The 12,934-nt window shown below is 57.3% G+C and carries 10 protein-coding genes; 5 read left to right on the forward strand and 5 right to left on the reverse strand.

The features are described from left to right. Positions 1 to 215: 215 nt before the first annotated feature. On the forward strand, positions 216 to 1,022 hold the full coding sequence (locus tag IPM61_10555; protein MBK8911756.1) for a mechanosensitive ion channel family protein: 807 nt from the start codon (positions 216 to 218) through the stop codon (positions 1,020 to 1,022). Between the two features lie 128 nt (positions 1,023 to 1,150). Here the strand turns inward: IPM61_10555 and IPM61_10560 are convergent, their stop codons facing one another. From IPM61_10560 to IPM61_10575, 4 genes are all read right to left on the reverse strand, one after another. Continuing rightward, a complete protein-coding gene (locus IPM61_10560) occupies positions 1,151 to 1,531 on the reverse strand; it encodes a hypothetical protein (GenBank protein MBK8911757.1) in 381 nt (126 codons plus the stop codon). Positions 1,532 to 1,551: 20 nt separating this feature from the next. Then, positions 1,552 to 2,250: an IS630 family transposase gene (locus IPM61_10565; GenBank protein MBK8911758.1), complete on the reverse strand. Its 699-nt coding sequence runs from the start codon at positions 2,248 to 2,250 to the stop codon at positions 1,552 to 1,554. A gap of 79 nt (positions 2,251 to 2,329) precedes the next feature. Next, entirely contained in the window at positions 2,330 to 2,500 is a 171-nt protein-coding gene (locus IPM61_10570; GenBank protein MBK8911759.1) for a hypothetical protein, read from the reverse strand. Positions 2,501 to 2,648: 148 nt separating this feature from the next. Continuing rightward, positions 2,649 to 3,089 (reverse strand): hypothetical protein, encoded by a 441-nt coding sequence (locus tag IPM61_10575; GenBank protein ID MBK8911760.1) that lies wholly within the window; start codon positions 3,087 to 3,089, stop codon positions 2,649 to 2,651. A gap of 163 nt (positions 3,090 to 3,252) precedes the next feature. Between IPM61_10575 and IPM61_10580 the strand changes: the two genes are divergently transcribed. Both IPM61_10580 and IPM61_10585 read left to right on the forward strand, forming a co-directional pair. Beyond that, entirely contained in the window at positions 3,253 to 4,749 is a 1,497-nt protein-coding gene (locus tag IPM61_10580; GenBank protein ID MBK8911761.1) for a hypothetical protein, read from the forward strand. A gap of 139 nt (positions 4,750 to 4,888) precedes the next feature. Further along, on the forward strand, positions 4,889 to 7,561 hold the full coding sequence (locus tag IPM61_10585; GenBank protein MBK8911762.1) for a glucosidase: 2,673 nt from the start codon (positions 4,889 to 4,891) through the stop codon (positions 7,559 to 7,561). A 99-nt stretch (positions 7,562 to 7,660) separates the two neighbouring features. Here the strand turns inward: IPM61_10585 and IPM61_10590 are convergent, their stop codons facing one another. Further along, positions 7,661 to 8,878, reverse strand: a complete 1,218-nt coding sequence (locus IPM61_10590) for a hypothetical protein (GenBank protein ID MBK8911763.1) — start codon at positions 8,876 to 8,878, stop codon at positions 7,661 to 7,663. 306 nt (positions 8,879 to 9,184) lie between these two features. Between IPM61_10590 and IPM61_10595 the strand changes: the two genes are divergently transcribed. Continuing rightward, positions 9,185 to 10,285, forward strand: a complete 1,101-nt coding sequence (locus tag IPM61_10595) for a hypothetical protein (protein ID MBK8911764.1) — start codon at positions 9,185 to 9,187, stop codon at positions 10,283 to 10,285. 154 nt (positions 10,286 to 10,439) lie between these two features. Next, the gene (locus IPM61_10600) at positions 10,440 to 12,848 is read left to right on the forward strand and encodes a GAF domain-containing protein (protein ID MBK8911765.1); all 2,409 of its coding nucleotides are present in this window, start codon (positions 10,440 to 10,442) and stop codon (positions 12,846 to 12,848) included. Positions 12,849 to 12,934: the final 86 nt, after the last annotated feature.

Raw genomic sequence — 12,934 nt, forward strand, 5'->3', positions numbered from 1 at the left:
TATGGGATACGGTTGTTGCTTGAAGTTTATCCGAAGTTCATGGCCGGCAAAATACATGGCTTATCGGCAACTTCGGTTTCTTCTTATTGACCGACACAGCAGCGGCGTAATCGCCAGGCTTGACAGTTCCACACACCCGTTGCTGCTTCGACTGGGGTGTTGGGGTGTATTTTCGTGCCGTTTATTTCCTTCACGGCACACCTTACTCAGGGTACATGGACAGCACGCTGGTCTATCTAAAACGGACGTTACTTGGCGAGAAGTTGGAGTTCTCGTTGTTGGATTTTGGGCTGAAGTTCATTGCGGCAATCATCGTTCTTATCATCGGCATCTTGCTGATGAAGCTGATGATGTCGGTAATCACCAGCGCGCTAAAACGGACCGTGCACGACCCCACGGTGCGGCGGTACAGCAGCAGCGCGGCGCGCATCCTGTTGTGGGTGATTCTGATCCTTGTTCTGCTTGGGGTGTTCGGCATCGAAACCACCTCGTTGGTGACGGTGCTGGGGGCTGCTGGGCTTGCAATCGGGTTGGCGTTGCAGGGGTCGCTTTCCAATTTTGCGGCTGGGTTTATGCTGCTGATGTTCCGCCCGTTCAAGGCGGGGGATGAGGTGGAGGTAAGCGGCGTTACCGGAACGGTGATCGAGATTGGCATCTTTTCCACAATGATTGATATGCCCGATAACGTCAGGGCGTTTGTTCCCAACAGCACCATTTTCAGCGGGGTGATTAAAAACCGAAGCGTGCATGAGTATGTTCGGATTGAGCTGAAGGTGACGATTGGCGAAAATGTTGAGATCACCCGCGCCCAGCAGTTGATCCAGCGGCTGTTTATCACCAACGACCAAATCCTGGAAATCCCCCGCCCCAATGTTCAAGTGGTCCAGGGGGACAGTGCCGGGGTGACGCTTGCCATCCACTGCTACGCACGCCTGCGCGACGCAAACCCGGTGCAGACCTCGCTGATTAAACAAATCCGCGAGCAACTGCGGGCCGAGGATATCCAGGTGCTGAAGGGGTAGCAAGGGAAAGGGGTAGCAAGGGAAGGGAATAGCAGGAAAGTGCCAAGCATAATTATGGAAAAGGGGCTACCGATAAACGGTAGCCCCTTTGCTGTGTGATGTGTGTGTGTACCGATCCTGAGTAATCGCTAATTCGTTTTTCCGACGCTGACCGTCGCGCTGCAATTCCGTTGTTCTTCCTCGGTGATGGTGCATTCGCCGCTGCAGCAAATGCCACAGCAATCGCTGCAAGAACAATTGCCGGGAGGAGTGTTCGGTGCCTGAGCACACGCTGCCAAGCATTTGCAGACCTTCACTTTGGTTGTTTGGCAATCACGTTGATACTTCACTCCGCCAATCAAAATGTCCAGCAGTTTTTTGAAAATACTTCCTGCCGATTGGGCTTCCGGAGTGCCGCCGCCATCAACAAGTTGGCCCGGGTCAAGTGCCGCAATTTCGCTTGGCAAATGGAGTAGTACGTCCATGGAGTAGGCATCGTAGCTGGCGCCCGGGTTCAAGGTTATACTCACTGCAAAGAGGTTTGCGAAAATCAGAGCACGTGGAAATTCAGGGTTAGAAGTCTCTCTAACTCTGGGCGGTACTCCTCAATATCGTTGAAAAATCTTCGGATAGCTCCACGAAATTCATCCTTCGTTTCATAATACCTCCTGTCTATTACCTTCTTCCTCATGTATTTCCATAATCGCTCAATTAAATTCAAATTCGGTGAGTAACTCGGCAAAAATACCTGCTCTATTCGCGATGATGATAACCACTCCCGCAAACGACGACTCCGATAGTATCTCGCGTTGTCGCAAATCACTCTGATCCTTCCACTCGGATGCTTCCGCTCTAAGGCTGCATACAACTCAATCGTTGATTCACTATCCACCCGCTCGCTTTCCACCACCTCCACATCTCCCACATCATGCGCGTTCAATGCCGCGTTGATGTTCACACGTTCCCGACCCGTGTTCGATCGCACTTCATACCGACTCCCCGACTTGATCCACCCGTAACTGCTCCGTGTGTTGTGCTGAGGATGCACCGCATCACTGAAATACACTACCCCACCTTCCTCGCCTTCACCCCTATCAGCAAGCAATCCCGCCAGACGTTCAAGAAATTCCTCCTGCTCCGCTCGATTCCCCTTCGGCAGACCAGACTCGTCTTCTTGTACACAAAGCCCAGACGCTTCAGCAATGCTACCATCCCGCTCTCCGTATATCGCACACCATAACGCTCGCACACCAACTCCACTACCTCCTTCGATGTATGATGCAGATGTCCCTCCAGTTCCTTCGATACAGCTGATGCCTGTTCACCGCTCAGCTTCCCACCATAGCCACATACTTGTCTTCTATGTAATCCTCAAAGCTCTTTGATGCTCGATACCCTTCGGCATACCGATATATCGTCGAATTATCAACACCCAACGCAAAGGCCGTCTCGCCAACGCTAAATCCCCCGTCAAGCATCAGCAGCGTCGTGATCTTCACATACCGACGCTTCTTTCTCCATTCGCTGCAATTTCCGCAGTTGTGTCCGTAATTCCTCCGTAAGTTCTATCATCTCTTCCCTCTATCTATTCAATGACTACTATCTTTTCCCTAACGTAACCCCATCATCCCTTTTTCGCAAACTACTTTATTTCGAGTATATCAGCACATCCTTGCTGTTTTTATCGCTGGTGGTTTGGCCGATAACATTGCCTCCTGCCAGAATTGCCCACTCAATTTTTTGATAAACGAATGCAGTCCCGCCCGGTTCTGCAATCGGGCGTACCCGATACTCCATTGCCCCCCCTCCGGCTCCATCGTCAATGCTGACGCTGAGCGCCCGGTCTTGGCGCGAAAGTTTGTAGATCACCACCCGTTTCCGCCCGTCAATTGTGGCATCGTAGCGGATGTTGCCGTTGGGCATCCGTTTGCCGGAGAAATACTCCAGCACTTTTCCTGCTTGATTTTTTCCCAGCTCCAGTCTGGCTTTGTACGTCGGTTGCGCTGTTGCCGGCAAGGATACCGCGAACAGCAGCATCGCGATTGTTGCCAGCAGAATCTTCATCCGGTGTGTGTCGTTCGTGTTCATCGTCTCATCCTTTTGTGTGTGTGATACATGGCGGACCCCTCTCTTGAATTGGCCAAGCGGAATCCGTGGCTCCAAAAAAAAGCTAATCGGCGTTCATTGGAATCAGCATTTTGATACATTCGCGTAGCTACGCAAGGGGTTTCTTCCAAAACGGTTCGGTGCTGTGTCTCCACATTCGGTCATCCAATTACTGCTCAGTCTTGCTCCCGACCAGCGCCGGGAAGCGGGTGCGGCATTGGCGGCGGGGTCGAAACAGCAGATGTTGTTCGACTTCTACCAGCAATTAATCGCCCAGGAACAACCGTTCGAGCATCGCCAAGCCGTGGCGCAGCTGTACGGCGCGCACCAGACCCCCGCCGAGTTCCGCAAAGCCTACACCGCGCTGCTGCGGCTGAACGACAGCTTGGGGAAAAAGCTGAGTGAGTTCGGATCGCGCCAACTATCTGCGCCGGTTGCGGTTGCCCTTTCCCCCATGGAGCTTCGCTACTACCAAGCCCGCGCGCTGCACCAGCATGGCCGTTGGCACGATGCCGAGCAGTTGCTGCGCCACAACATTGCCGAGCTTCGCACCGGTTTCCACGATGAGTTTTTTGTTGCCCAAAATCATTCCCTGTACTTGCGCATCCTCCACAAAGTCGCTGCGCCGGAAACCGCCACACTCAACAGCCGCCAGCAGGATGCCGACCAGCTTGCCAGGGTGGTGCTGCATGGCTACATGAACTTCCTGCGGGCCGCTTTGCACCGCGACTTGCGCACAAAACGAACCGAGGAAGAACTTGCCGAATGGCAAGCGGAGATCGAGCAGTTGCGGGGGCTGTGGTTCCTTCGCGACCACCAGCCGATGATTGAGTACATGAAGCTGACCGTCGAGGCCGAGTACCACCGTTTGCACGACGATTGGGGAACGATGATGGAGGCATGGAACCGGCGCGTCGAGGTCTTCTTGCAGCTTGCCGACAAGGGCTACTCGTTTATGAGCGATGCGGCAATCACTGCCGAACAGGAGCAGGGATACCAAGCCTATTCTACCGGCATGAAGGCGTTGAACGAGGATGACTTGGAGACCGCCAGCGATTGCTTTGCCCAGGCCATGAGCGTGATGGGAAGCACCCCAGTGCAGTATCACCGGATGATGACGATGCGGATCGGCATCCTTTTTTCCAGCCACCGTTTGCAAGGGATTCCGCAGCTGATTGAGGAGTTGATTTGCCACAACAGGAAGGCGGGGTTGGAGTATCAGCTGGCATCGGCGCGAGCATATCAGGCGCGATACCGGTTGTACCAGCCGGAGCTTGGGAACCACCGTGAGATTATGGACGCGCTTCTGGCAATGGAACGCTATCTTGAACCGAACTCACCCTTCATCCCACCGCTGCTGCGGATCAAAGCCAAATACTTTTACCGCATTGGCGATCTTGATGGGTTGGAGGTGGTGGCCAGTGCAATCAAAAGCCGTTCCCTGCATGATGTCTCGGTGACGCTGAACCACCAATGCATCCGGCTGCTGGTGCTTGCCGCCCAGTATGCCGATTCCCCCTCGCAGCGGCTTGCGCGGCGTTACTGCCAGCTGCGCCAAACCGTGCTGGCAATCGCGCCCGGCGAAAAATTTCGCAAGAACTTTATGGCGGAATGGCTACGGCGGTTCGGGCCGAAACTGTAGCCAGCAACAGCAAAGAAGTGAGGGGGCGGAAGAGTGAGTGATGCTGAGTGAGAGATGCTGGGCCAGTGATGCTGAGCCAGTGATGCTGAAGAACCGCTACGTCCAATCGCCCGCGACAACCGATTCCCAATTCCCAACCATGACCATCGAAGAACAACGCCTGAACGAAAGCACCGAACGAAGCCGCCATTGGAAACGGTGGGGACCATACTTAAGCGAGCGTGCCTGGGGGACCGTGCGCGAAGACTACAGTCCCAACGGCGAACCCTGGGAGTACTTCCCCTTTGACCACGCACGCTACCGCGCCTATCGCTGGAACGAGGATGGAATCGGTGGAATCTGCGACCGCCACCAATTCATCTGCTTCGCGCTGACGCTTTGGAACGGGCGCGACCCGTTCCTGAAAGAACGGTTGTTCGGCCTTAACGGGAAGGAGGGGAACCACGGCGAGGATGTGAAGGAACACTATTTCTTCCTGGACAGCACCCCCACCCACTCCTCCATGCGGTTCCTGTACAAGTACCCCCACGCCGAATTCCCCTACCAACGGCTGCTGGAGGAAAACCGCCGCCGTGGAAAAGCGGACCCTGAGTTCGAGCTGGACGACACCGGAATTTTCGATGAGGACCGGTACTTCGATGTTGAGATTGAGTACGCCAAAGCTGATGTGGAGGACATCCTGATCTCCATCACCGCAACCAACCGTGGGCCGGACCCGGCCACGCTTCACTTGCTTCCCACCCTCTGGTTCCGCAACACGTGGACGTGGGGAAGGGATACGTGGGAGAAGCCCCGGCTTCACGCCGTTCCGAATGCTGCGTGCCCAATCATCCAGCTGGACCACCATTACTACCAGCAGCGGAGGCTGTACTGCGAGGGGAACCCGATGCTGCTGTTCACCGAGAACAACACGAACAACCGCAGGCTGTACAACGCCCCGAACTCCACCCCGTTCGTCAAGGATAGCATCAACGAATATTTGGTGCGGGGCAACGGCGGCGCGGTGAACCCGGACCACGAAGGGACAAAGGCTTCGGCCCACTACCGGATTCGATTGGAGCCGGGGGAGCAGCGGACAATCAGGCTGCGGCTGACCGATCGGGATTACGGGGTGGAGCGTGTGCGGGCGTTTGGCCGCGAGTTCAGCCAGGTGATGGCGCGGCGGCGTGCCGAGGCCGATGAGTTCTACCACACGATCATCCCCCACAACCTTAGCGATGATGCCCGCAACGTCATGCGCCAAGCGTTTGCGGGGCTGCTTTGGACCAAGCAGTATTACCACTATGTGATCTCCGAATGGGTGGAAGGCGACCCCGCGTTGCCCTCGCCCCCTGCCGAACGCCACAGCGGGCGCAACAGCGATTGGCCCCACCTGTACAACTCCGACGTTATCTCCATGCCCGACGCTTGGGAATATCCGTGGTATGCGGCGTGGGACCTTGCGTTCCATTGCATCCCCCTTGCGTTGGTGGACCCCGAGTTTGCAAAGCAGCAGTTGATCCTGTTCCTGCGCGAATGGTACATGCACCCGAACGGCCAGATACCCGCCTACGAGTGGAAGTTGGGCGACGTCAACCCGCCGGTCCATGCGTGGGCGGCGTTGCGGGTGTACAGGATTGAGAAGAAACGGAAGGGAAAGGGGGACCGCGTTTTCCTTGAGCGGGTGTTCCAGAAACTGCTGCTGAATTTCACGTGGTGGGTGAACCGGAAGGATGCCGAAGGGAACAACATCTTCGAAGGGGGATTTTTGGGCTTGGACAACATCGGCGTGTTCGACCGCAGCGCGCCGCTGCCAACGGGGGGACATCTGGAGCAATCCGACGGCACAAGCTGGATGGCGATGTACACCCTGAACATGATGGCAATCGCGCTGGAGCTTGCCCACCAGAACCCTGCCTACGAGGACCTTGCCACAAAATTCTGGGAGCATTTCCTGTACATCTCCCACGCCATGAACATCCGGGGGAACGACGGGTTGGATATGTGGGATGAGGAGGACGGTTTCTACTACGACATCATCCATCTGCCGCATGGCTTCTTCCCGGTTCGGATACGCTCGATGGTGGGATTGATCTCGCTGTTTGCCGTGGAGACAATCGAGCCGGCGTTGCTGGAGCAACTTCCCGGGTTCCGCCGGCGGATGGAGTGGTTCCTGGAGAATCGCCCCGATCTGCTGAGCGGCATTGCCCAGATGAACGCCCCAGGCACCGGCCAGCGGAGGCTGATGGCACTGGCCAACGAGGAACGCCTGCGAAGCATCCTGAAGTATATGCTGGACGAAAACGAATTCCTTTCCGAGCATGGCATTCGCTCGCTGTCGCGGCACCACCGCCAGCATCCGTACCGGCTGCAGGTGGAGGGGATGGAGTATCGGGTGGATTACGAGCCGGCCGAATCGCAGACCGGGATGTTTGGCGGAAACTCCAACTGGCGCGGGCCGGTGTGGTTCCCGGTGAACTTCCTGATTATTGAATCGCTGCAAAAATTCCACCACTACTACGGCGACGATTTCACCGTTGAGTTCCCAACCGGATCGGGGACCATGTTGAATTTGTGGGAAGTGGCGATGGAGCTGGAGCGAAGGCTTGCGGGATTATTCCTGCGTGGCGATGCGGATCGCCGCCCAGCCAACGGAGGGAACCCCCGCCTTGATGCCGATCCCAACTGGCGCGACCTTGTGCTGTTCCACGAATACTTCCATGGCGACACCGGCGCGGGGCTTGGCGCAAGCCACCAAACCGGCTGGACCGCGTTGGTGGCAAAGATCATCCAGCAAATGGGGGAGATGAAGGGGGAAGAAACGAAGGGGTAAGCCGCAACGCCAGCAAGGGGAAACGATACTTGTGCGGGGGATAGAAAGGAGCGAGAAATGGGAGATAGAAATGGGAGTTCGGAATCGAACCACAACCCCCTACGGCGTAAGGGCTATCGAAAAACTTCCGCTGACGGTGGGGGCATCCTGGTCCAGCAGTGCGAACCCCCGGAAGGCGACTTCGCCACGCTGGAATAACTTCAGGCCCAAGTAGTAATTGCAGAACGGAAGCGTGGCGGCATTGCCAATCCCAAGCTGGCCGATAGATGCTTTGTCGGCAATCAGGTAGTTGAACGTTGCGCCGCCGAACACCACAACATCGGCCACGGGTGAGTAGCTCCCCGTTGCCTCGATCAGCAGGTTATGGGTGCTGCTTTGGATGGAGGAAGCGGACGCGCCACCGGTCTGGATTCCCAAGCGATAGTTAAGGTTGCAACGGATGTCCAGCTCGGGTTTGCGGTATTGCAGCAAGCCGCTGGTGAGCGTCACCAAGTAGTTGCCGCCGCCGTTCAGCAGGTCGCTCAGCAAGTTCCGTTTGATTGCTTCTTGGTTGACCACGGTGTTCCCTGCGGAGTCGGCGGTCTCGTCCTCCTTGTTCACCACCAGCGCGCCGATCGAGGCACGCAGGCTTGGCCCGTAGATCACGAACAGATCGGTGGTGATTGCGGCATCACCCACCGCGGCGTTGCTTCCGCCAACCGCCAGCCGGACGTTCGGGGTAAGCCGATACACCGCGTCGTTGGTGCTGTTCTCAAAATAGAGGGTGGTCTCCAGAAGGTCAGTCCCCAGCTGATAGGAGAATCCATCCCCGGTCTCTTTTTCCCACACGGCCTGCCGCCAACGCTTTTCCACAGACTTCGCCCACGCATCTGCATCGTTAATGGTTTTTATCGCTGCTTGCCGTAGCGAGTCAATCCCCTGGTGGCTGTTGGGGTAGCGGATTTCTTGCTTGATGATGACCGAATCAAGCGCTTGGCGTGCAACCGCAAGCTGGTTCCGCATCTGTTGAATCCGTTGCAGCAGTGTGGTTGCTGTGTCGCTGGTGATCTTCGCAATCGCTTCGTTCCCCTTGCGTAACATGGCGTGGATTGGCGCGGAGAGGGAGTCGCTGGCCGAGCCAAGTTCTTGCAGCAGGTTGTTCGCCCCGCTGATTCCCTGTTGGATGGAGGCGTGGCCGATGTTCGCCAACGCATCGCTTGCAATCGCTTTGCGTGGCACGGCCACGGGGACGATTTGGGCTGCGGCCTCCCTGCCCAACCCGAACAGGATTGCTCCAATCAGCAATAGGCATACTGGCAGATGGTTAAAGATCTTCATCGCGATTCCCTTCTGTGGTTGGTTCTCTGATTTTGAGTTGTCTGGATTGAACGTGGCGTGCGGACTTCCAACGCAAACCTACGCACCAACGCGGCATACGTTATTCCGAAGCCGCCCACGCTCTCTTTTTTCCCTTCTCACCAACACAAACAGGTGGCAGTGTGGAGGTTGCGGGAAGATGCCCTAAATTGCAGCCCAGTATTCAAAGGATAGTAACCAAGAATAGCAACCAAGCTGGCGTTCTTCTTGCGTGGTTGCTTCCTCTCCGCAATCCCTTCATTCGTAAACCTTGTGAACCATACTCACGTGTCCCCATTGCGCTATCGTTTCTCCGCCATTGCCCGTTGTGCGGGTGGGTGGGTCGTTGCTATTGCTATTGCCACAATCTTCCTTGCCGGATGCGGCAGTGACGCGCCACCCGCGGGGAAAAAGAGTGGCGAGGGGAAAAGCGATTCCGCACAGCAGAATTCTTCTGCTTCAACCGCTGCCGACTCCGCCGCGGCGGCCTTTACCCAGGCCCCTGCGGTAAACGACAGCAACACGCGCCACACCCTGAAAGTCACGCCAAAAGCGGGCGACATCTACCGCTACCGGCTGACGCAGAAGAACGACAAGGAGCAAAACGGCGTGCGGCTGAAGCAAACCAGCGTGTTCAACTTCACCGCCAAAATCACCGGCATCAACAGCGATGGATCCTTTACGTTGGAGATGCGCTACGACAGCATCCGCATTGACCAAGCAATGCCCCCAAACCCGTTGGACTCGGTTGGCAAAACGCTCCATTTCGACAGCCGAAACAAGCTGGACCCTTCGGTCCCGGGCGCAAGCGACATGAAGGCCTTGATTGGCCAACGGGTGAACATCACCGTGCAGAACAACGGGAAGGTCTCGGATGTTGCCAATGTGGACCCGATCATCAGCCAGATGCTTGGCTCCAAAAAAGATAGCATCAGCCCGCAGCAACGCGCCATGCTGAAGGATGCCGTGAAGCTGCAATACTACGGCATCGTCCTTCCCGAACTTTTCCTTCAGTTTGTCCCCGACACCGGCATAACCCTGGGGAATTCCTGGAAGCGGTTGGATACGCTCCCGATTGGCGGCTTGCCAGCAGCCAGCACCATCACCTACCGGCTGGCCGAGGTCCGCAACACCGAAGCCGGATCCGTGGGGAATGTGCAAGTGACCCTGACGGCGGCCTTCCCGAAAAAGAGCATGGAGAACAAGGCGCTTGCGGCGGTGATTAACGACGCAAAAGTGAAAGGAGGGGGAAGCTCTGGTGAATTTTGCCAGCGGGTTCCCGGTGCGGAAACGGACCACCATCGAGGCTGCCCTGAACATGACGTTGACGGCAAAAGCCGGGCCGCAGAAAGGAATCTCGCAGCAGATGGCCCAGAAAGAAAACTCTAGCACGCTGGTTGAACTTATCGAGTATCAGCCCGGCACCGGCGCAACGCCCTGACCGGCGGATGCGGCCATTCTTCTGCCGTTGCCGCCAAAGAATCGTTCCGTTCTTTTTGCCGTGCGCAACCGTGCGCGGCTCCATCAATAAACTTCTATGGGGATGAACTCCGTACAATTCCGTGACGCAATCAAACCGCAGGATGGCTTGGCGGTGGTGATCACCCTGCTGGGTGTGGCCATTGCTCTGTTCCTGCCCGATCCGATCATCAAAATTATCGGCGGGGCGGTGGCGGTGCTTGGCGGGTTGGCGTTGTACGCCACCATCCGCCAGCGGATGAACGACCAAGTGCAAATCCGCCAACGAAGCACCACGCTTCCAACACCGGCGTTCAAAACCAAAGTAAAAACCGACCCCAACAGCAGCACCCGCCGCATTGTTTTTGACGTTGATGACTTCCAAGAAAAATTTGGACCGGAGGATGAACCGGAACCCACGCGCGAGCCATCACGCCCGCTGGTATCATCAACCGAAAGGACTTCGGAACGGACCTCTAACTCCCCAATCGGCGGGCGGCGCAGTTTTGGTGATGATGACGACGTGAATGCCGGTTCGTTCGACGTAACCCCATCGGTCCCATCGCGCCCTTCGCGCAGCTTTGGTGATGATGGCAACGATCAGGAAGGTGAGGAATCTGGCGGGGAATCGTTCCGCATCATCAAGCCGATCCGCACCGCGGCCCCTGCTTCCCAAGAATCGCCCGTGGCCGCTGCCACGCCGGCAGCCGCGCCGGTCGCGGCATCGCCCACAGCGGCGCAGCCTTCTGCTGCCGTGCCGGAGTTGCCATCGCCCGAGCCAATTGCTGCCCCGGAACCACCATCACCCAAGCCAGTTGCCACGCCGGAGATTGAGGTTGCGCCAGCGGCTCCCATCGCCGAACCGGCCCAGGCGCCAAGCGTTGAGCTTCCCCAAAAGGAGCAGGTTGCCGATGCGGTCCCGCTAACCGGGCCGGTGGAGGAAGTCCAGCCGGAACGGATACCGGTGCGCCACCAGGTGCAGATGATGCTGGACGATTTTTTGGCTTCCGATGGAGATGAGGAAGGGAAGGGGAGCGAGCCGCGGGCCGAGTTCGTTCGGTTGGTTGCGCAGACGCTGAACGCTGTTGCCCGCTCGATCGAGGCGCGGTCCATCGTCTATTTTTGGGTGAATCTTGAACGCGGCCACGTTCTGCCGGAAGCAACCGTTACCACCGGAAACGTCGAGGTGAAAACCGGAACGCGGTTCCCGATCGGGACCGACATCATCAGCCAGATTGCCCGCAGTGGCGTGCCGGAAATCATCACCGACATCAGCCCAGCCGCCGGGCGCGAGCTTATCCAATACTACGCCCGCGAAACCGATACCCGCTCCTTTGTTGGGGTCCCCGTCTTTTTCCGCCGCGAGGCTGTGGGGGTGCTGGCCGCCGATTCGAACATCGAGAACGCCTTCGATGAAGGTTCGGTTGCCACCCTTGCCGAATACACCCGGCTGATCTCTGGGCTGATTCGCAGCTACACCGAGAAGTTCGACCTGCAACTGAGCGCGCGGACTTTGGATGCGTTCGAGCAGATGCACCGCGCCTTCACGGGGACCTCGCTGACCCCCGAAGCGGTGGCAAAAATGTTGGTGGATCATGTCTCGCAGCTGTTCGATTCCGCCTACGTTGCCTGCGTGTTGTTCGACACCGAGCGGGGCGAGTGGCGGATTTCGGCGGTCCACTCCGACACGCTGAAGTGGGAGGTGAAAGCCCTGCAGCCCGACATGCACGGCAGCTTGATTGGCCGCGCAACGCGGTTTGCCGAGGAGGTCTATATCGCCCAGATTGGAAAGGAGACCCGCTTCCGAATGGGGGAGAAACTTCCGGTTGGCGGAACCTTCCTGACGCTGCCGTTGGTGGCCGCCGCCAAGTGCTACGGCGCGTTGGCGATTGAGCATCCGGCGGCATCGGCCTACATCCCCCGCGATGTTGATATCCTGCGCGATTTGGTCCGCTATGCTGCAATGGCCATTGAGGTCTATAACGCCAACCAGGCGGTGGAGTCGCAAAGCGTGTTCGATGAGGTGACGGGGCTGTACAATTCCGATTACCTCTATTCCGCGCTGACCCGTGAGGTTTCGCGCGCCCGCGATTTTGCCACCCCGCTGACCCTTGCGCTTATCACCATTGATATGCCGGTTTCGCTGCAAGTGAAAGGGCAGCCGGAGTTGGAGGAAACGGTGTACGCCCACGTTGGGGCCATGATTAGCCGCGCCATCCGCCCCTACGACACCGCCGGGCGGCTTCCCGATGGCGGGTTCGGCGTGGTGCTGATTGGGAAGAACGACCAGCAGGCCTACCTTTGGGGAGAGAAATTGCGGAAGGAGATTGCCGGGCGGGTTATCACCGTTGGCCAGCGAAAACTTTCGGTGACCATCTCAACCGGGCTTTGCGATTTGGGCGATCTTGAAGGGGCCGATGTGGTAATCAACGGAGCGCGGCAGGCCCTGGACACCGCACGGAAAGGGGAAGGAAATGCGATAGTCCTCTACTAACTCCCCCAGCAAAGATTGGGGAGTGGGGAAGGGACAAAGAAATCTCCACAAAAGAAAACCGGGGTGGAAGCATCTTGCAGCTTCCA

It is taken from the genome of Chlorobiota bacterium (assembly GCA_016710285.1).
Classification (GTDB): Bacteria; Bacteroidota; Ignavibacteria; order OLB7; family OLB7; genus OLB7.

Bases quoted from the DNA above. Each gene is read 5' to 3' on its own strand.
- IPM61_10555 (MBK8911756.1), top strand. From the start codon at position 216: ATGGACAGCACGCTGGTCTATCTAAAACGGACGTTACTTGGCGAGAAG.
- IPM61_10585 (MBK8911762.1), top strand. From the start codon at position 4,889: ATGACCATCGAAGAACAACGCCTGAACGAAAGCACCGAACGAAGCCGC.
- IPM61_10600 (MBK8911765.1), top strand. From the start codon at position 10,440: ATGAACTCCGTACAATTCCGTGACGCAATCAAACCGCAGGATGGCTTG.
- IPM61_10590 (MBK8911763.1), bottom strand. From the start codon at position 8,878: ATGAAGATCTTTAACCATCTGCCAGTATGCCTATTGCTGATTGGAGCA.
- IPM61_10575 (MBK8911760.1), bottom strand. From the start codon at position 3,089: ATGAACACGAACGACACACACCGGATGAAGATTCTGCTGGCAACAATC.